We start from the raw sequence: 20,580 nt of genomic DNA, 5'->3' as shown, positions 1-20,580 counted from the left end.
ATGATATCAGTATTAGAAAAAATATTACCAGTAAATCGCATCCAACTCTTAAATATTTTTAAAGATGGTAATGATACTGTTTACACTTTAATGATATTGTTAAAGCGTAAGAACGAATTGCAATTAGTTTCGAGAGATTGTATTTACGCTATTGAAGACTTACATTCAAAGTTGAGTTTAAAATATCCGTTACTTTTATTGATAGATGGCAAAGGAGTAGTTAGTAAAAGAATTGATTTTTCTTCTCAATCAGATCTTGAATGGTATAAAAATTTAGACTATTCTTCAATTCATTGTTCGAGCTTCAAGAATGAGACCTTTGAGTTTATAAGTTTTTGCCGAAAAGAGACCGTTGCAGAAATATATGAGTCTTTTATTGTTAAAGGATATACTGTTCTTGATGTTTATGTGGGACCAATTACAGGACATTTGCTTAGAGAGGAGCTACAGACAGACAGTTTTGTTTCTAATCAATCATTGCTTAATTATCAAAACGGACAACTTACAGAAGTAAGTAAATCATTGGATAATTCCGGCTTGCAAACCGTGGGGAGTTTGAAATTGAATAGTTACGAAATTGCACTTTACGGACTTGGGATTTTATTTTTTGTTAATGACATGACATTTTCAACAACAGTATTATCCAATCAACCCAAAGAAGATCTGCTTTTTCAAAAGGCTTTCGAAAAGTTTGGTGTTTTTACGTTAGGCTTCTTTTTCTTATCTTTATTGGTAAGCTATATTTCTATACAATATTTGATTACAGCTAATGCACAACTGAGTTTGGAGAATAGTTACTCATCCAAATCATTTGATCAAATACAACTCCTTGAAAAAGAGCGATCGGATAAGATGAAGATATTAACTGAGACCGGGTTTTCGTCGCGTCAATTGATGAGCTTTTTTTGTCATGAGATTTGTAATGATATCCCTAAAGATTTGCGTTTGAATTTTTTGGAAGTCTCTCCCTTGTTAACAGATGTAAAAAACAATAAAAAAATTGAGCTTGGTTTTAGAACTATTTTACTACGTGGTCAAGCCCTTGATAAAATACAATTTAACGATTGGGTTGCTTTATTTAGAGAGAAGCATTGGGTTGAATTGTTAGAAATAATTAGCATAAAAAAGGATAAAAAAGGAACTACTTTTTTTGAAGTAAAAATTACTATAAAGGATGTTTAAACAGTATAGTTACAAGCAAAAATTTTATTTTTTGCTATTGTTTTTTGTAATGCTATCTGTAGCAGCCTACAGAAGATCATTTAGTAATCTATTTTTATTAATAGGGGAGCATAGTACTTTAGTTCAGAAAAAGGATCTTATAGCTTCCCAGACACCTAATACGCAGAGATTGCAAAGAGACATTGCTGACTTGGAGAGTTTAATAGGTAAAGGAGAAACAGAAAAGGAAAAAATACAGCAAGAGATTGTTAATTTTTTAGTGAATAATAGTAACGGTGTAACTATTTTTGAGTTACAACCCATACATCAGTATAAGCAAGAAGACTATTTGGTACATAGTTTTCAGCTTGATATTACGGGAAGTTATAATGACTTAATACAGTTAGCTAATAATTATGAAAAGCATTTTGAGTTTTCAAAGATTGTTAGCATGCGATTTTATACTGATACCAAGAACAATCAAAAAGAAACCCTTCATTTAAGATTAATATTTCAGAATTATGAAAAGACTACCTAAACTACTTTTAGCTGCCATTTTTTTATTAGTTGGTATTTCCTGTGAGGATATAATCGAAGAGGATATTTCAAATGATACAGTACAAATTGTTTTTCCACAAAATAATTCTACAGTGAGTAGCAATGTTGTTAATTTTCAATGGAATGAGTTGGATGGAGCAGATAAGTATAGGATACAAGTATTTAATAGTACTTCCGGTATTGTAGTTGATTCTTTAGTTACCCAAACTAATTTTTCTTCTCCAATTGAAGCAGGCTCTTATCAGTGGCGGGTGAGAGGTGAAAACTCAGCCTATGAGTCGAATTATACTTTTAATATTAACTTTAGCGTTATTCAAACATCTGATTTGACTAATCAACAAGTCATTTTAAGTAGTCCAAGTAATAATTTGTATACCAACGCCTCTTCCTTGGTTTTAGATTGGCAGGATTTGACAAATGCTGCTACTTATTCTTTTGAATTGCTTAATGTAACGGGAGGTAATTTGATTGTTACACAGCAAAGCGGATTAACTAATTCGAGTGTAACTTTAGCAGCCGGTAATTTACAACAAGAAGCAGAATATTTGTGGAGAGTAAAAGCAATGAATAGTTCAACTAATACTGTTTTTAGTGACAGAGTATTTTACATAGACAGAACCTTACCTAACACACCACAACTTACTACACCCATCAACAATAGCAGTACTGCTGCTAATCAAACAGTTTCGTTTTCTTGGACTATGGCATCGGATTCGGGTACAATTCAGTCGCCTATTTCATATGTTATTGAGTTTTCGAACTCAAGCTCTTTTAGTTCTTTAATACAAACCACTGATGTTAATACCACTTCTTTTCAGCAAACTTTTACAGTGAGTGGTGACTATTATTGGAGAGTTCGTGCTAAAGATGTAGCCGGTAACATTGGAAGTAACAGTAATATTTTTAAGTTTATCGTTAATTGATTATCTCTTGAAAAAGAAGGTTAATATTATTTTACTTGTTGTAGTTGTCATTCTTTGGGGAGTGGTTATTTACAGGTATGTGGAACATTATTTTTTAGCAGACCCATTACCTGTAAGTACTTATACCGATAATGCCAATTATGCTAAATATGTTATAAAGAAGCGAGACACCTTTACCCCTAAACAAACAAAACGTGATCCCTTTTTAGGTAATATAGGTTTACCTAGCAAAACTAGAGTAAGTTTTAGCACTATACCAAAGAGGATTATTGCTAAAGATAATGCATTTCCCAAAAAACGCGATATAGTATTTTTTCCTGTAATTCGATACTATGGTTTTATTAAAGCAGCAGAACAAAAAGATGAGGTTATATTGATGAGTGTTGATGGAAAATTTGTTCGATTAAAATTACGACAAGATCTTAATGGACTTAGCGTTGTTCAGTACAAAAAGGATTCTGTTGAAGTATCCTTTAAAAAAGAGCGTAAATGGTTTGTTCAGGTTACACGATAAATGGTTTTATTCTCTTTTATCAAGAGTGTTATTACTGTAAGCTATAAGGTTTAACATCTCTCGCATTCGACTCCTAACCCTGTTTCCATAAACTGATTCGATTTCGGTAGCAGAAAGGTTAGTAGTTACATGGGTTTTTATTTTTTTATTTATGTAGAGATCGTATCGACTTAATAAGATCTCGGCCATTACATTGCATTCGTTTCCGTAGTATTTGAGATTGTTTTCTAATCCTAAATCGTCGAAACAATAAATTTTAGGATCGAGCTGTTGTTGCTTTCCTTTTGAGTAACGGTGTATTACTTCGTAGCCATCTTGGATGAATTCGAAGCTGATGTCTCGGCAGGGTTTTAGTATGAATTTGTGTTCTGCAGGTGTCAAGTATTTCATCAAAGTCATTAAGGATGTTTTGCCACAACCAACCGGACCGGTTATTAGGATTCCTTTGTTGAGGTTGATGCCGAATTGAAAACAGGCTTGTTCGTCTTTGAGGAAATAGGCGATGAGTTTGTAGATTATGAGATAATCTTCTTCTATTATTTTGAAGTGGTTTCCATAGAGTTCTTTTCCTTTGGATTCAAGCCAAGTGATTAGGTCCTCGTAATTGTAGTGTGATTTTAATTCTTCCATATAGGATAAACATTTCATTTTTTTAGCTTCTTTACTTTTTAGCTTCGCTCAGTTCGCCTTCGGCTCGGGTGTCTTGACACAAAAAGTAACAAAAAAGTCAAGCCTGCAATCGTTCGGCGACCTGCTATTTCTTGATTCCTAAATCAAAAAAACTCGCTATGCTCAAACAGTTTTTGATTTTTACGGAATCTTTGAAATGCAGGTGCCCGACTGCCACGATGGAATGGCAGGAACTGAATATACATACATGATCGTCTTATAGTGGTTCAGCATAATTTTTGTTAGTTACAGCAATGAGATGATTGGCTGTATTTGATTGTAACACTGTTGGTTTCTGATTGAAAATCTGGGTTTTGTCCATCCAGTTTTTAGCCGCAGCTTTCCAATCTACCATCGGGGTTTTTCCGCCTATTAACCAACCGTTACTTTCATAGTAATTGAAAAATTTTTGCGCTTCCGAGATTTCAAATTCATGCTGAGTGAAATAATTCAAAATTTCTTCCAAATGGGGTTTTTGAGATTTTATTATGGACGTTATCTCCTGTGCACTTGGCATCATTAAACTCTCAATTTCTTCTTCTTTTTTAGCGCCACTTTTTTCTTCTTCTTTTAGATTTTCATTATTAAAAGTCGAACTACTAATTTCATTTGAATTTGAGTGCGCGTGTTTACTCTCGTTTATATTATTTAAAATGTTTTTATTGTTTATAGAAGGTACTACTGCTTGTTTAGTACTTGGTTCCTGCGTGTTCATTACCTGTTCGTTAACCGGTTCAAAAAAAGGTTCATTTTTTGAACTTGTTTTTGGCTGAGGTTTTAGGTCTTCTGCAAAATTGAACATGATAACATGGCTGCCCTTAAAGGGGTTATAGGATGGCTCGTACTTTATATAGCCCAAAGCATGTAGGTGTTTCAGGCATTTGTGATACGTTGCCTTTGAACTAATCTTACTGATTCGCATTACCTCATCTCGGGATATGCTTATCGGATTTTTGAAGCGGTTGCAGTTCCAAAATTGGAATAATGCAATGTATAGGCTTACATGAGTAGGGTTAAGGGTTTTGTCCTGCGTAACCCGTTCGAAGAAGCCGGTTAGGTGTTTGATGTAGTTCATGAGAATTAGGAATTAAAAAATTATGAATTACGAATTATGAATTACGAATTGGAGGGTTCTCGATACTTTCGCCTTTAGCGAAAACTCGAACTGACGGAGGGAATAGATTTCTGTGTTATGCGAGGCAATTAGTCTGCGCTCAGTTTGACAAGTTATTTGAACAATGTTGGCGTCGCGGTGACTTTGTTGGTAGATAGGAGTTTTTCAATGTCGGCATTGTTGTAGTAGAGGATGCCGCCGATTTTGGTGTAGGATAGGGTTTTGTTGATGCGTAGGGTTTGGAGAGTTCCCGGTGAGATGTTTAACAGTTTACGGACCTCTTTGGATTTGAGCCACTGTTTTGACGGTTGGGTGTTTGCTTTGAGAAGTTCTTTGATGTCATTGAGTAGTAGGTGACGGAATTCGTTTAAATCTTCTCGTGTAATAACTTCGATTGCCATAACGTATATTTTAGATTGTTATGGGACAAAATTGTATGGTTTAGTTGGTTTTATATCACAATTGCATCACAAGTTGTGATGGTTTTTTTGTGATGAGGAACTAAGACTCTGAGTTACTATGTTTCAGAGGTAAAGAAGTTTTCCGCTTTTTTGGGAATGGCAGTGAGCGTGAAAATTATAAAGGAAATGAGTCTTTTAGTTGTTGGATAAAGAATGTAGGTGGCATTTCGAGACGTTTGTTGAAGGCTTTGGTGAAGTTTTGAGTGGAACCAAAACCGGCTTCATCCGCAAGGGCTTTGTTAGTGTAATTGCGGAACTTGTTCTCTGTTTTCAGTTTATCAACTATGTAGTCTATTTTTAAGTCACTGATGTATTCTATAGTTTTTTTGCCACGGTATTTTAAAATTACTTTGGACGCATATTTGGGATTTGTTTTAAGATAACCGGACAGTTTAATTAAAGTCATATCTTTTTCGAGATATTTTTTATTCTTTTCAAATTTTTCCAGGTTTTGAAGAATAGTTTTAACTAGTTCAGGATTGATTTCGAAACCATTATCATTGTTGTTTTCGGTTAGTTGTTTTAATGGTATTTCCTTTTTACTCATTAACTCTTCAAACTTTAACTTGTAACGCTTTTTGTTTCGTTTGTGTCTCCAAACTAAAAAGATGACTATTCCTGTTAGTGCTGATATGACTGTATAGTGCACACGGTAACCGGTAATCATTTGTTGTTTGATTTGATTTTTATCCAGTAATAGTTTTTTAGTGTCGTATTCCTTGAAAATTCTTTTGGACAAATACTTGTAATTGTTATTGAGAATACTGTCGACTTTTAGTAAACGGTCTATGTAGTGTAATTGTAACTGTTGATTGTTACTTTTTTTGTAGTAATCAATTAGGAGTTCATAAGCATGTCGTAAATCAGTTTTGGTATAATTGTATTTTTGTAGTGCCGTATCAATTTTTTTAAAATAGGGTATGGCTTGTTCTTTTTGGTTTAGTCTCCAATAACTCATTCCAATATAAAAGTTGGCCAACGTTTCATTAGCAAAGTCTTTGCGTGTTTGCATTTGAGGAATACATTTTTTTAACTCAGCAATGGCTCTCCTGTAATTACCATTGCCATAATCGTTGATGGCCTCTGAGTGATTGAAATAGGCTATCATTGTTGTGTTTTCAAGTTCTATACAACTTAGTAAGCCTATTTTGTTGTAATAGGATGATTTATTGTACTTCCCAATTTTATTGTAACAAAGCCCTAGTGAGTGGAGGGTATTTAGATAAGCAATATCACTCTCTTCATCGAAATAGATTAGACATTCTTGAAAGAGTGAAATTGCTTCGTCATAAAAGCCTAAATAGTATTTAGTATGTGCTATAGAATATTTTACCTTATAAAATGCTTTCTTATTTTTTGTTTGTGAAATATAACCATCTGCCAGTAAATAGTTATCAAGTGCTTGGTTGTGTTTTTTTTGACTGTAATAAACTATTCCCTTTGTTAGATATGCTTGGCCAATAGTTTCAGCATCTTTGGTTTTCTTGGCTGCCGTTATTAAACTATCGACATAATTCAATCTTTTTTTTTCATACTCCAAAAAGATTATTGCTCTGTAAGCTTTTGTGAGTTGTATCCAGTTTTTTTCTGATTTAGATTTTGCTATCCATAGTCTTGCAATTTGCTTTGATTTAACGCTGTCAGATTGATTAATGCTTTCTTCGAAATAGCTGTAGTTTTTAGCCTCTAACTCTCGCATTGATTTTTGTGCCACTATACTTTCACAAATCAAAATCAGAAAGATTAGGTTTCTTATTTTATTGTTTAAGAATAGGTTATATATAATCATTTTTGAATAGGTTGTTTAGTTAAAAATTGTAGCTAAATTATTAAAAAACAACTATGCTAAGCAGTTAAAAATGTATTTAAAACAATACAATTAATGATTTTTTGCAATGTTTTGATTTTTTGTGTTTTACTGATTTAAGGACCTGTGAAATTCGTGAATGGCATACTTTTAATTCGTGAATGGTTTATTTGTTGGCTTGTGCACCCTTTCGCAAGCCTTTAGTTTTGCTCTGAATTCAAAGGGATTTGCCTACTGTAAATCCAACCTAACGTTCAGATTACCCCGGGCGAAATGAACTGATGTAACAACAATCAGTACCATTTAAAACATTAACCATTTATGAAACCTTATTATTTATGTATTTTATTTATTACCCTCTTCATATCATGTAGTGACAGCAATGATATTACTGATGGCACTATCAGCAATCAAAGAATTATAAGTGCTATTGATGATTCATCTGAAGCCATTAATTATGCTAATCCACATGATTACGCCGGTCAAATTCATCAAGAATTATTAACAACCTATTACAATGCTGATGTTTTACCTTTTACTTTGTCCGGTATAATTACAACGGCAACTACTGTTGCTAATGCAAACGATTCCTTTTTGAGTTTGACTAAAAACACACCTTACCACTTTGGATATGTCGACAGAGTAACTTATATTGTTTCACAGCCTGTTGGATTTCAGGATGCCATCATAAACGAATCAATACAAGATAGTGATGCACGATCCAGTTTTAAAACCTTTGTGACTGAATTATTGCATGCTTGTGAAGAAGAGGACAATTTTAGCGTGCTTTATGATTCAATAGTGGCTTATGAGGAAGCCGTTTACAAGGATACCGGTTTAACGGATCATGACAAACAAACTATACTCATAACAACCTCTATTACCAGACATGGTGTATATGCCAGGAAAAAGAAGCCCAAAAAAGACAAAGATCCTGAGTGGCAATATATGGTTGGGAATATTTTTGCGGCATTGGATGGAGCGGATGATAGTGTTGAGGATGCCATTATGAGAGGATTGGTTACCGGGATTGTGGAGAACACAAAGTGAGTTTGAAAATGATTTGATCAAAGGTTCTGAGGTATTAATTTACTGAGCTTATTTTGGTTGTAACCAAGAGTAATCTTAGTTTTAGTTTACTTTCAGAATACTACTTATACCACTAAACTGCATAAATGGCTGCTTTAATCAAGTAGCCATTTATTTTTCATCGCCCTGTTCGATTCGTTTGATTAGGTTTTCTTTTAGTGTATCGAGAAAATGTGTTTTTTCTATAGTTTTACGGCTTTTGATTTCCAAAAATGTTCGGTTGAATTGTCCTAGTTCGATATTGAAAAATGACTGGATAGCGGTTACGGTTTCATTAAGACTACAGTTGCCATTATTGAATGTTCCTGTTGCATGCAGTGCATATACTAGTTCTACTAATGATGCTTTGGAGGATGACCAAGTTAAATTTTTAGCAGTATGAGTCGGATTTTTAATAGTCTTCAATTTAGAGTTGAGGTATTCTTCTATTGTTTCATAGGCAATGATTTGCGCTACTTTGTAGTCGTGTGAAGTGGCAAAATTGAAATCTGATTGAAAATAAAAGCTGTCTAAAGTTAGTTTGATATCGTGCTTTCCTCTCAGGAAGTATTTTTTATCAAGCGAATTGTTCCCGGATTTATAATACTTGTAGAATTCGATATTTTCTTTATGGAATTTTTTCAGTTTATGTAAGTATGCTTCATAATGTTTTTTGGCACTTTTAGCAGCGCCAATTGGTTTAGTGATCTCTATGTTATAAATTTCATTGAAAAAAATCAGTTTTGCTGCGAATTGTGGTTTTATCATTTTAAAGAACTCAATTTCTTCTGATTTGTTTTCGAAGGATAAATCATAAAATTTGGTTTTCAGTTTTTCTATTGTTTTTATAGTAGCTTTAACACTCCATTCGGATTGCTTTATGATGCAATTGTTTTCGGTTTTAATATTGAGTAGTTGTTGTTCGAGTTCCGCCATCAATGATGCAGCAAATGACTTCATAGCTGGTTGGGTTAGGGTTTGAGCAAATCTAAGTTTACCATAAGTGGCTACCAAGAGTAGCATTGTTTCATTCACGAATTGAATAGTTGTATTCCCGAATATTATAGTTTAGTTATTCACTATATGTCAATTTTACACTAAAGTTTAAAAGTAAAATTAGTTCTATAATTTAATGGTTTTGATATGGTTGCGGTTATACCAATGTTGGTTTTATATGTTCTTCTAATTTATTTATTCTGCAGAGAGATTAAAAAAGATTTCAAATATTATCTTGAGCAAGATAGGTTAGCAGATGAACATGTTTTGAGAGAGATTGAGCGCTTTTTAAAAGAGAAAACTACTGAATAGACATCAACTCATTTTGAATGTTAATGCGGGCTTGTTTTTCGTATTTGTTGATGAAATGCTCAGTCTTGTAGATGCTGTCCATTTGTAGAAAATGTTGTAGTGCTTTTTTTCGTCCGGAATTATAGAGAAAGTCGGGGTAGAGTGTATATTCCTCTCGAATGTTATCGGCATATGCCTGATAGATTTCCGGGTTTTGGCCCAGGATTGCTAAATCCGCATCTGTTAACCAATTGGTATCCGCATCTTCAGAAAATTGGTGGTTTTTTGTGGCCATAATGAGTTGAGCACATTTGGCTATTTTTTCTCCCGGATACTTAATTTCTGATAGTCTTTGCATAGCTAATTTAGCACTGTCTTCCTCATTTGAATTGCTTGAAGCTTTGTAAATGATGTCGTGGTAGAAAACGGAAAAAAGAACTGTATCCCAATCTTCGATTTTATCTTTAACCTCTTTCAGTTCGGTTACTACAGCCTCGATATGCTCAATATTGTGATAAAACCTTTTGGGTTCGGAATATTTAGTAAATATTTCCAGCCACATATTGTTGGCTAATTCGTGATCGGCAGAATATTGTTTGACGAGATGTAAAAAGATATCCGTGAGCATGATAGTATTATGCGTACTTTGTTAATTGTAGTAGGGTACTACAAACTCTAAAAACCATTGTGGTAATTTATCGGTTTTAATTTCCATAGCATTTTTATAAAGCTCGGCAATTAAGATGGGTTTTTTTCCAGAATTGTCAAAAAGATAGGCTCTGTAGCATAGTGGGAGTAATAAATGTACATTGTCTAAAGTTTTATAGTATCGTTCTCTTATTTTTTTTTCCGGTACATTGTGTCCTCCAAGTTCAACTCTGTTTGCTACACGAGATATGTTTACTTCCGGTTTATCAATGCAAACAAAATATAAATATGGTTGGTATCCTAGCTTGCACATTTCTTTAATCTCATCAATTTTTGCCGGATAACTCATAACCGTTTCAAAACAAAAAGACTTGTTTTGTTTGATAAGCAAATGTCTGATGAAAGAAGCTATGAAAGAACCTTCATAGCTATGAGAGTCATGAGAATTATCGACAATACAATTCTCTTTTATATAAATATCTATCTTGTGACCGTCTTGAGAGGCTTTTTGGAATAATGATTGTGAGTCAGGGTATGACTTGAACTCTTCTAAGTCTGCTTGTACCGCTGAAAGACCAATAGATTTTAAATCAATTAAAGAAGCATCGAGTAATTTTTTTTCAAGCAAGTCGGCATTTACAAAGTATCCCGCTTTTTCATGGTATTCATTTTGAAATTCTTCAAATAAAGTACTTTTACCTGAACCGTTTGGACCGGCAAAAATTCGAACTCTTTTACTTGCCATGTAACACCATTCCCTTAACTAAGACTACTTGGGCATCTTTCTTTTCTACTTCTCCAATGGCTTTTTTTGTACCATCGGGCAGTTCTTCATAAATAATTCCATCTTCAATATAGGTAATGGTTAAATCTAGGGCTTTAGAACGACGTACAGCATTACGGCCACTTATATTTGCTGCTCTGACGAGGGATTTTGTTTGACTATAATCTTGTCTGAATATCTTTTTAACACTCATAGCGACTTGGTTTAATGGTATAACAAAGGTAATGAAAAACTCAATGTATTTCAACTAGTAGATTTTTTGCATTTTCTTCCCTAGTTTAATCATGAGCATACTATATTTATTATTCAAATATTGTGCCCTAAAGAGCTTTTTATGCTCGAAATATGATTTAATTATGAGAAATAAACTTTTTAATTTGTTTATTTTACAACAACAATTTGTCAATCAAAATTTTAATTTCACCAAAATTTGTTTTGTGTGACTTTGATAGAGAAAAATCTTTGATCAATTCTTAAGAGTTTGTATTGAAATTTTGAAGTATCTTTTTTGTAATGTGAATTCATAAGTGTAGTTCTTTGGTTTTTTTGAAAAGATCTTTTAGATGGTTTACAGACATATCTATCAATGGTTCAAACATAAAGGCATTTATGTGGATATTTTCCGGTGTCATGAGATTTACCTGAGCGAGAATTGAAATGGCATTACTTTCAGGGTATTTTGTTTTATATGCTTGAAAAAGATGGTTTGTTTGATTTGATGTAATTGTTGTTATATCTACTTCAGGGAGTTTTCCAATTAAGTATTCCTCTGCTTTGAGTCTAATAGCTATCGCGAGGGTAATTTTATTTTCCAGATTGATTTCATTTAGGTTAGGTTCATTAAAAACTTCATCTGCTGTATTATACAAATATTCTATTAGGTTTTCATGCCCGAAATCAATAGATTTTCCGGTTAATTTGACTAATCTTGATTGAAATACGTCAAAAATATCTTGAACCGTTAAGGAAGTTGAATCAATCTTTAGATGCATTGATTTTGTTAAAGTCCCATAATCATAGCAATCTATAGACTCAGTGTACTCGATAATATTCCTTACAAAAGGAATAAGACTAATGAAAAATCGCGACTTTTTATAATTTTTGACAAAATATCCAAAAATCTCATTTCGGTATTGTCCAGTATGAAGTGTTATCTCTTTGTTTTCGGATTTAGAAGCCATATAAACTACAGGTCTGGGTAAATCCATCCTTGATGCTATAGTGCGATAAAAATCAAAGTTGTGTGTGAGAATGATTAACCTGAAATCGTTTGATAGATGTAAATCTCTTATGTACTCAATTATTGCAAATTTGTTTTTGTAATCAAAGGAATCCGCTATATCATCAAAGACTATTAAATGCTTTTCCGAACTATTTTTTCGTGATTCGATTTCAAATAAAAACTGCAGAATGAAAAATGCCCGTTGCTCTCCTTTGCTTAAAATTTTAAGTAGGTTTTCTTTTTTTTGACGTATCGGGCTTTCGTTTTTTTCGATATAATCAAATTCTAAATTTGCTGTTTCCTGCTTGAGTAGGATGTCCTGCTGGTTCACTAAAACTACTTCAAAAGGAACGTAAAAACGATCGTTAAAAGTTTTTATGATTTTTATCCAAAGAGAAATTTCCTTTTTAGCTTCGGCTATTATTTTCTCCAGTTTGACTTTTTTATCTTCATAGTGTTTTGCCAAATCAAGGGATTCCGTTTTGATTTCCGAAAGATAATTTTTCCAAACTTTTTTTTGAAAACCGTTATAGTTACTTAATTCTACCAAAAGAGTATTGTCTTTTTCAACTGCTCTTTTGAATACTCTTAACTCGGCATTAGCTCCGATTGCTTTATCAAATTTTTCAAATGCCTGTACCAATTTTGCATTGGTTAAAATTTTATTCAACTCTTCCTGTACGATTTGTTTCAAAACAGTCGCATCGGTTATTTCAGTTCCATCTTCTAACACAAATTTATGTCCAGCCTCAAAAAATGAATTGTCTTCAATGGATTTTATAATTTCATTTGCCTGCGCTGTGCCAAAAGGATTGTCGGACTGCTTGAAGAATTTTGATTTAGACAAAAGTGTTGTATAGTCGGTCACATATTGATTTAAAAGAGATTGATTTTTATCTAAAAACTTTTTAACGTTATCTTTTTTATCAAATATATCATTGTATTTGAAATTATATTTGATTGTAGTATCTGATAAATCTTTAGAATTATCCAATAGCACTTCAAAAAAGGTATCTTTTGATTGGTCAGCAAAAGTGCTTACAATTTCTTCTTCGCAATCGGTACTTTGCGAGACAGCTTTTAACTTTTTTATAAATTCTCTTTTTCTTTCCTCCAGTTCAAAGTAAATTACGTCATACTTCTCTTTTAGTTCCTGGCTTGCCAAAAATCTACTTATTTTATGTGCCGCATCAAAACCGTTGTCTTCGGCGTTAACTACTAAAATATTTTCGGGCGAAATTGGAGAACCATCGGACTGGATTTCGAATTTTGGTAATTTATGGGGATAAACCCTATCACAAGGCATATCATTTGGGTTACTTTTTGCAACCAAATCAAAGACTCTTGCGAATGAAGTTTTCATAGTTCCGTTAGGAGCATAAATCATAAACGTATTTGAGCTTAATGCCTCAAAGTTAAATTCATGGGTTAACTTACCAATGCCGAAACAATTTTCCCAGTTAATTTCTATTTTATCCATTTTTGTGCGTTTTTTTATGCTAATTTATCGGTTAAATGAATGTGTATTTGATTAATATTGAATACCTTAAAAAGGTGATTTGTTGTCCTAATTTAATTATAAAAGTTACATCTTGAATTGCCTGATTTATGCAATTTAGGAATTTTTGTTTTACTTGAGAAGAGTAATGTTTGTTTGTTGATTTTAACGATTAGTTTTGCTTTTTGTCGATAAATTCTCACCTAGATTTTAATATCTTTTACTTTAGTTTGAACATATCTAACATTTACAGCCAATAACTTCTAATAGTATAAGCTAGTTGTAATACAATATCTGGTTCGAAATTGTTGATTTTTGTATTTTTTTATCTCTATCTGTAACTTTGTTTTCCTAATCATGATTAGATTAGCTGCTATTTATATCTCAAAAGGCGAATTACCACATATATTCGGAAAGAATCACGAGGGACAAACCATTAATTTAGGGGGGAAGTTTCAATATGTATTTGAAGAAACTGAACATAAAGTATTTGTTAAAAGCAGGCAAATTAATGCGCAATTTATTGATGGGTTTTGGCAAAATAATATTTGCCTTTTGTCTGCAATAGTAGGAGAAAACGGGGTTGGTAAATCAACAATATTAGATCTTTTCAGAACGTCTTTGTCTGCATGTACTTTTGTCTATGAGGATTTAGAAACTAATAATTTTTCAATTTTTTTTAATGCTGATTTAAGTGATGTTCTTTATTATTCGCCTCATTTCAATATTCATCAAGTTGGTAATGAGAATGAAAACTTTAGGGATTTATCTAAATACTCATTAATGATTGATGATACTGAACTTGAAAGCTTTGATTTGTCAACTTTACTTCAATTACACGATTCAGAAAATTTAAAAAGATGGATAAAGTTTATAGAATCCAATAATGCTATTGATTTATTAAAAGATATTTCATTACCAATCTTTGATAAGATTCATATTAAAATAAATTTTTTCAGGATTGATGAACACCAAATCTCATATCGTTTTCGCCCTTTTTTCAACAGATTTATTGAAATGATAGATGCTGAAAACACCAGAAGACAGCAGCAGGAATTAAATAGATTGAAATTAACTAAGATTGAAGACATAAGGAATAGCAGGGCAACTCATAAAATACGATTAGAGTTAGAAGTACTTAAACGAATTATAGTAAAAGTTCAAAATATACTCGAAAGTACCGGTAATAAATACCTTGAAGAAGGTTTTTTGAATGATAATTATACTATTGAGAGTCCAGAATTTTTAGCTCACAAAAACACGCGAGATGCTTTTTACTGGTTTCTTGATAATGCTTATGTTCAGTTGACTAAAAGAAGCAAAAAAGTCTTTTTACCGGTTGATGAGATCAAGAATTTAATTGAAACTATAATATTGCATTTGCCTGAAAGCAAAGAAATAGAAAATTGGACTGAATTCAGTGTTGGATTTTCTGAAGCCTTAAGCATATTAAAATCTTATGAAGAATTCATACTTGCTTTTAAAAATGATTTTGCTTTTGACAGGAAGGTTTTACTGAAATTTAAACCTTATGTTAATTTGAGTTCAGGAGAAAAAGGGCTGTATGATTTATTTTCTGTTTTTAATGATTTTAAGTTTAGGATAGAAAATGACATCCATACCGATTATACAATTTTTAATAAGCGTCAAAATGTTAGTTCTAATTTTTTGATTCTTCTTGATGAAGGAGATTTGGGCTTTCACCCTGAATGGAAGAAAAAATATATAAATGTAATACAGCAGGTTTTTACACAAATTTTTCCCGATAAAAACATACAAATTATTATTACCACACATGATCCTTTAACACTCTCTGATTTTCCACGGAATAATATAACCTTTCTTAAAAAAGAAGGCGATAGAGCCTATTTGCATGACAATTTAACAATCAAGTCGTTTGGAGCTAATGTATCAGATTTATTTAAGGACTCTTTTTTTATAAAAGATGGTCTTATAGGAGATTTTGCAAAAAAGAAAATTGAAGAGGTTATTGTTAAGATGAATAGTTATCTTTTATTAAAGCAAGCCAACAAAGTACTAGAAATATCGGATGTTGAAATTGATAGTATGAAAAGGTTAATTGACATTATTGATGAACCGATAATTCAACAAAAATTGATTGAAATGTATAATACTTTATTTGATAGGAATTATTCAATTGATGATGAAATCAGCAGGGTAGAGGCTCGTTTAAAAGAATTAAGAAATTTAAAAAATATAAGAAATGATTAGTATTCGCGAGTGCATTTCACCGAGTAAGTTGAAAGCGGTGAGAATAGAGCATCTTAATTTTGTGTCTGCAGAGGTTGAGAAAAGAATTGTTTTTTATGAAAATTTATTTTCTCTCCTTCAAGATTTGCAACTTTATAGAAGAACTCGATTAATAACTATAAAAAATAGGATAGCATCATTTGACAGATTTATTCATCCTAGTCAAATTATACCTTTTAGCCGATTGATATTTTCAAATCCAAATGATTTTAACAAAACAAAATTGAACAATCTTAAGAGTTTAGCAAGGTTAAAAATCCCGGCACAAAATATACCATTGGTGCTTCAAAAGTTAAATTTACTAAAGAGAAGGTATAAATCTATTATTGATTTAGACTTGGCTAGCAGGAGTTCAGTAGCACAAGCATATTATAATCAAGTCAAAATTGAATTTACGCCAATAGCATTTTTACTTGAAAAAATATTTGATTATGAAGAATGGTTTTTAAAAAGGGATTCCGATGATGTTTGGGGACCTTATCAGCTAACTAATGCTCTAGGTTTAAAAGTATGTTGCTATTGTAACCGTCAATATACTTTTACCTTGTCAAAGGGAGCCAATAAAATTACCCGACCAGAATTAGATCATTTTTTGCCTAAAGTGATAAATCCTTTACTTGCACTTTCTTTTTTTAATCTGATACCATCATGTACCATTTGTAATAGAGATTGTAAGGGGAAACAACCTTTTAGTTATGATGATTATTTATCTCCCTATGAAAAAAACGCAAAACATGAATTTATTAAATATGATTATTTCCCTAAATCTTATCTAGGTTCTATTGGAGAGACTGATGAAATCAAAGTATTTATAAAGACTTCCGGTGTGAATTCAGATCCATTAATTGATACTAAAATAAAAGGAAATATTAGAGTTTTTGAATATGATGCCATTATTAATGAACACAAAGATTTAGTACAAGAAATAATTAGAAAAAGACATATTTCTAATGACAGTTATATAGAGACACTTCAAAAAACATTTCCAGGAGCTCATTTGACCCTTGAAGAGGCTTATAGATTGGCATACGGAAATTTTTACAAAGAAGAAGAGTTTGGTAGAAGACCTATGGCCAAACTTACTAAAGATATCGCTATTGGTGTTGGGTCATTAAAAAAACATACTAAATGATAAATTTCAGAGTAATAGGCATAAGACCTCTCAAAGGATGTAACAAAGATTATCTAAAACTTTTAAAAGCTGATGAGTTGTATAAGTTTTATAAAGAATATACTATTGATCATGATGATACAATAGTATTTAATCCTGTCGCTCCTTTAGATCTTTATCAAACTGACACCACCAACAAAAATCAAATTGAAATAAATATCTCGGCTATATCGGGCAAGAATGGATCAGGTAAAAGTACTATTGTTGAATTGTTGTTCCTTGCCATCAACAATCTGTCTGAACAGAAGAATACTAAAAATGTTAAAGCAGATTTAGAGCATGTAAAATATATCCGTGTTGAATTTTATTTCAAAACAGATTTTTACTATAAAATAAGGATTTATGATGGGACTATTTCTATTTATAAATATCGAAAAACAACCAATAAGGAAGAATATAAAATCAATAAGAAGGAAGACACTAAGTTTAAGCTTTCTAATTTCTTTTACACAATAGCCATCAATTATTCGCATTATGCTTACAATACGAGAGATAGCGGTACTTGGCTTAATGGATTGTTTCATAAGAATGATGCCTATCAAACACCATTAGTTTTAAATCCAATGCGAACCGAAGGTAATTTTGATATTAATGTTGAAAATTTTTTAGTAAAAGCAAGATTACTTTCCAATTTACTTAAACCAACCAATAAAGTTGATTTTAAAAAACTCACAGAAAATTTGACAGCTACTCAATTAAGAATAGAAATCAATCAATCAAAAATCGACAAGGTACTTTATGAAGAAAGAATTCGAGAAAAAAGGATAGGAAATGTGTTGAAAGATGAGATCGAAAAAGTGAGATTAAAAGATTTGAGTATTAACCGGCTAATAATTTTTAAGAAATTAAATAGATTTTACAAATTCAGTTATTTAGACAGGGACCTAAATGATTATGCCATTGTTTATGATTATCTTTTATACAAATTAGTCAATATATGTTTGACTTATGTTGATTATGAAAAGTATTTCGATAAAACTAGCAGGAATTTTAATGAAGTTTTGTTGGATGATTTCTTTGAGCATTTGTTAGTTCATGATACAAGCCATATTACTTATAAATTAAAGCAAACTTTAAATTATCTTCAATTTAAAAAAGATTATCTTGAATTAAAAGAGCAGACAGTGTCCATAGAAAATATGTCTACTAAAATAGAAGATTTGCGAAAAAAAAATAAGAGAAAAAGAGATATTAAGAGAATTGAATTATTACCACCCCCTGTTTTTAACATAGATATCTTGTTAGAATCAGATAAGATAGATGGAATCATAGAGTTTAAGATGTTAAGTTCCGGTGAAAAGCAAATGATTTACTCTGTGAGTTCAATCCTTTATCATTTATCCTATCTTGATTCCGTTAAAAATACTAGGACTAAAACAGCTTATAAATATATAAATATTGTATTAGAAGAGATTGAACTCTATTTTCATCCGGAAATGCAACGGACTTTTATTGATACTATACTTGAGGGAATTGCTGACATGGAGTTTGAAAATATATCCGGGATTAATTTCTGTTTTGTTAGCCATTCTCCGTTTATTTTATCTGATATACCTCAAGAGAACATTATGTTTTTGTCAGGTGAAGATAATATTGCAGAACAAATCAATAATATTGAATATACCTTTGGGGCCAATATTCATGATTTATTAAAAAATGGTTTTTTTATGAAAAAGGGCTCTATTGGTGCTTTTGCTGAGAAAAAAATAAAGGAAACTATTAAATGGTTGAATGAGATGCTTGACTTGAAGGAGAAAGACAAACTGATTTTTGATGAATCAAAACATCAATTCCATAAGAAAATAATTGATATTATTGATGAGCCTATCATAAAGACTAAGCTTCTAGAAATGTATGCTACCCTCTTTGAAATAAAACGAGAAGACAGAATAAAAGAACAAATCGAGAGGCTTGGTAAGGAAATAGGTTATGAAGTTGTACTGAATAAGAAAGAAGCAACCTAATCTTTTTTCTTCAATTGAAGATGTATAGATTTAGAACAATAGAAAACCTTTTGGGTGCTCATCAAGAGCTTGAGAAACAAGAAATATACTTTGCTCCATCGGATGTTTTAAATGATCCTATGGAAGGACTGCTTGATGTTTTTTGGAAGGGAGACTCTATTGTTTGGGAAAATTTATTGCGTCATTATTTAATTTGCCTTGAAAGAGTCTTTTTTATTTACAGTTTTTCGGGTGAGACACACCGGTTAACTACTGAAGATATTCCAATTTTTAAAAATCGATTTCAATTTCCAACTAAGGAGTATAAGGCTGTTTATGGGGAAATCGAAAATTATTTCTTTGGGTTTGACTATATCAAGCAGTTCTCCATTGACCTAGCCGGAAGAAATTCAGAAATAAGAAGGGATGAATTATTAATTTATTTAAAAACCGTACATGCTTTTGCCATAGAGGCTATAACGAGGGTTTATCATAAACACGGTTTAATTCAAATGCATTCAAAGGATAACGGAATAGAAGCATTAATAAAATTCACCAGCAACAAAACCTCCTTAGCCAAATTAGTTGCTGATGCCGAGGGATCTTTCCCGATGTTTAAAAAAATAAGCAGTAAATTTTTCTCAGCTGCGATGAAGACAGTAAAAGAAATTGATTTTGTAAAACTTTATTATGAGCATGAGTTGTCTAAAAATAAGTTTTTTGTTTTGTATAATTTCTCGGAGTTGTATATTAATAAAATTGAGGAGTTGGTTTATCCCAAGTGGTATACTGCCTGTTTTATGTCAGACTGTAATAACTCGTCTGTATGGGGACACTACGGGGATAAACATCAAGGAGTTTGTTTGAAGTTTAAAACTTACTTTAAAGAAGATAAACAGCACATTGATTTAAAACGTGTTTACGGATATGGTGAAGGTCCAATAATAGATATGGTACCTCATAAGTTTCGTCAAATAAGTTATCAAAATAAGCATGTTGCCATAAATTTTTTTAAATCGATTGGGAAATATCCGGTATGGTTATTAAGGATGATGTGGTATACTGATGCGAATGGTAACATGAGTGCTGTAGCAGATTCTATTGCCAATGATGCCTCGGTGAAAAAAGGTTGGATGGATTACCATTGGGCCAATTTTTATACCAGTGTTACCACTAAACTTACTGACTGGGAGTATGAGAATGAATACCGATTGATTCTTACTGATATTTTTCATGAATATGATACAATTGAAAGGCGTAAGGCAAAATATGATTTTAATGATTTGGAAGGAATTATCTTTGGTATCAAGACTTCGGTTGAAAATAAAGCTAAAATTGTAAAAATTATTGAAGCTAAATGTAAAGAAAGTGGTCGTAAGGACTTTCAATTTTATCAGGCTTATTATTCGAGAGAAACAGGAAAAATTGAACATGAGTTATTACGTTTACTTAAGCCTCAATAGTTGTGTTGTTAATAATTT

The 20,580-nt window shown here is 31.9% G+C and carries 18 protein-coding genes; 9 read left to right on the top strand and 9 right to left on the bottom strand.

All coding sequences use genetic code 11. From position 1 onward, the window contains the following. Genes SK086_RS13100 through SK086_RS13085 form a run of 4 tightly spaced genes read left to right on the top strand, consistent with a single transcriptional unit; the run spans position 1 to position 3,156 of the window. On the top strand, positions 1 to 1,182 hold the full coding sequence (locus SK086_RS13100) for a hypothetical protein (protein WP_324692221.1): 1,182 nt from the start codon (positions 1 to 3) through the stop codon (positions 1,180 to 1,182). Further along, positions 1,175 to 1,699, top strand: coding sequence for a hypothetical protein (locus tag SK086_RS13095; protein ID WP_324692219.1), 525 nt, complete (start codon positions 1,175 to 1,177; stop codon positions 1,697 to 1,699). The genes SK086_RS13100 and SK086_RS13095 overlap by 8 nt, the downstream gene beginning before the upstream one ends. Beyond that, on the top strand, positions 1,683 to 2,642 hold the full coding sequence (locus tag SK086_RS13090) for a fibronectin type III domain-containing protein (protein WP_324692217.1): 960 nt from the start codon (positions 1,683 to 1,685) through the stop codon (positions 2,640 to 2,642). Before SK086_RS13095 ends, SK086_RS13090 begins: the two co-directional genes overlap by 17 nt. A gap of 7 nt (positions 2,643 to 2,649) precedes the next feature. Then, positions 2,650 to 3,156 (top strand): hypothetical protein, encoded by a 507-nt coding sequence (locus SK086_RS13085; protein ID WP_324692215.1) that lies wholly within the window; start codon positions 2,650 to 2,652, stop codon positions 3,154 to 3,156. A gap of 6 nt (positions 3,157 to 3,162) precedes the next feature. Here the strand turns inward: SK086_RS13085 and SK086_RS13080 are convergent, their stop codons facing one another. From SK086_RS13080 to SK086_RS13065, 4 genes are all read right to left on the bottom strand, one after another. Then, positions 3,163 to 3,804: an ATP-binding protein gene (locus SK086_RS13080; RefSeq protein ID WP_324692213.1), complete on the bottom strand. Its 642-nt coding sequence runs from the start codon at positions 3,802 to 3,804 to the stop codon at positions 3,163 to 3,165. 238 nt (positions 3,805 to 4,042) lie between these two features. After that, a complete protein-coding gene (locus SK086_RS13075; protein WP_324692212.1) occupies positions 4,043 to 4,900 on the bottom strand; it encodes a transcriptional regulator in 858 nt (285 codons plus the stop codon). Between the two features lie 152 nt (positions 4,901 to 5,052). Beyond that, positions 5,053 to 5,340 carry a helix-turn-helix domain-containing protein gene (locus SK086_RS13070; protein WP_324692210.1) on the bottom strand — a complete coding sequence of 96 codons (288 nt, stop codon included), beginning with the start codon at positions 5,338 to 5,340 and terminating at the stop codon, positions 5,053 to 5,055. 175 nt (positions 5,341 to 5,515) lie between these two features. Further along, entirely contained in the window at positions 5,516 to 7,099 is a 1,584-nt protein-coding gene (locus tag SK086_RS13065; protein WP_324692208.1) for an AraC family transcriptional regulator, read from the bottom strand. A 429-nt stretch (positions 7,100 to 7,528) separates the two neighbouring features. On the opposite strand from SK086_RS13065, the gene SK086_RS13060 reads away from it, so the two are divergent. Further along, positions 7,529 to 8,257: a hypothetical protein gene (locus SK086_RS13060; RefSeq protein ID WP_324692206.1), complete on the top strand. Its 729-nt coding sequence runs from the start codon at positions 7,529 to 7,531 to the stop codon at positions 8,255 to 8,257. A 150-nt stretch (positions 8,258 to 8,407) separates the two neighbouring features. Here the strand turns inward: SK086_RS13060 and SK086_RS13055 are convergent, their stop codons facing one another. From SK086_RS13055 to SK086_RS13035, 5 genes are all read right to left on the bottom strand, one after another. After that, positions 8,408 to 9,298, bottom strand: coding sequence for an RteC domain-containing protein (locus SK086_RS13055; RefSeq protein ID WP_324692204.1), 891 nt, complete (start codon positions 9,296 to 9,298; stop codon positions 8,408 to 8,410). A 274-nt stretch (positions 9,299 to 9,572) separates the two neighbouring features. Then, on the bottom strand, positions 9,573 to 10,190 hold the full coding sequence (locus SK086_RS13050; RefSeq protein ID WP_324692203.1) for an HD domain-containing protein: 618 nt from the start codon (positions 10,188 to 10,190) through the stop codon (positions 9,573 to 9,575). Positions 10,191 to 10,211: 21 nt separating this feature from the next. After that, positions 10,212 to 10,955, bottom strand: a complete 744-nt coding sequence (locus SK086_RS13045) for a zeta toxin family protein (RefSeq protein WP_324692202.1) — start codon at positions 10,953 to 10,955, stop codon at positions 10,212 to 10,214. After that, positions 10,945 to 11,241: a hypothetical protein gene (locus SK086_RS13040; protein WP_324692200.1), complete on the bottom strand. Its 297-nt coding sequence runs from the start codon at positions 11,239 to 11,241 to the stop codon at positions 10,945 to 10,947. Before SK086_RS13040 ends, SK086_RS13045 begins: the two co-directional genes overlap by 11 nt. Before the next feature lie 274 nt (positions 11,242 to 11,515). After that, positions 11,516 to 13,696, bottom strand: a complete 2,181-nt coding sequence (locus tag SK086_RS13035; RefSeq protein ID WP_324692198.1) for an AAA family ATPase — start codon at positions 13,694 to 13,696, stop codon at positions 11,516 to 11,518. Positions 13,697 to 14,071: 375 nt separating this feature from the next. On the opposite strand from SK086_RS13035, the gene SK086_RS13030 reads away from it, so the two are divergent. The 4 genes from SK086_RS13030 to SK086_RS13015 are packed head-to-tail and all read left to right on the top strand — an operon-like array spanning position 14,072 to position 20,562. After that, positions 14,072 to 15,946 (top strand): hypothetical protein, encoded by a 1,875-nt coding sequence (locus tag SK086_RS13030; protein ID WP_324692196.1) that lies wholly within the window; start codon positions 14,072 to 14,074, stop codon positions 15,944 to 15,946. Further along, entirely contained in the window at positions 15,939 to 17,117 is a 1,179-nt protein-coding gene (locus tag SK086_RS13025; RefSeq protein WP_324692194.1) for a hypothetical protein, read from the top strand. Before SK086_RS13030 ends, SK086_RS13025 begins: the two co-directional genes overlap by 8 nt. Beyond that, positions 17,114 to 19,120, top strand: coding sequence for an ATP-binding protein (locus SK086_RS13020; protein WP_324692192.1), 2,007 nt, complete (start codon positions 17,114 to 17,116; stop codon positions 19,118 to 19,120). The genes SK086_RS13025 and SK086_RS13020 overlap by 4 nt, the downstream gene beginning before the upstream one ends. 20 nt (positions 19,121 to 19,140) lie before the next feature. Further along, on the top strand, positions 19,141 to 20,562 hold the full coding sequence (locus tag SK086_RS13015) for a DUF2971 domain-containing protein (protein ID WP_324692190.1): 1,422 nt from the start codon (positions 19,141 to 19,143) through the stop codon (positions 20,560 to 20,562). The last annotated feature ends 18 nt before the right edge of the window (positions 20,563 to 20,580 follow it).

This window comes from Flavobacterium cheonhonense (genome assembly GCF_035671315.1).
Taxonomy (GTDB): domain Bacteria; phylum Bacteroidota; class Bacteroidia; order Flavobacteriales; family Flavobacteriaceae; genus Flavobacterium; species Flavobacterium cheonhonense.
The sequence above is the reverse complement of the archived record's forward strand: the minus strand, read 5'-3'. Positions and strand labels throughout refer to the sequence as shown.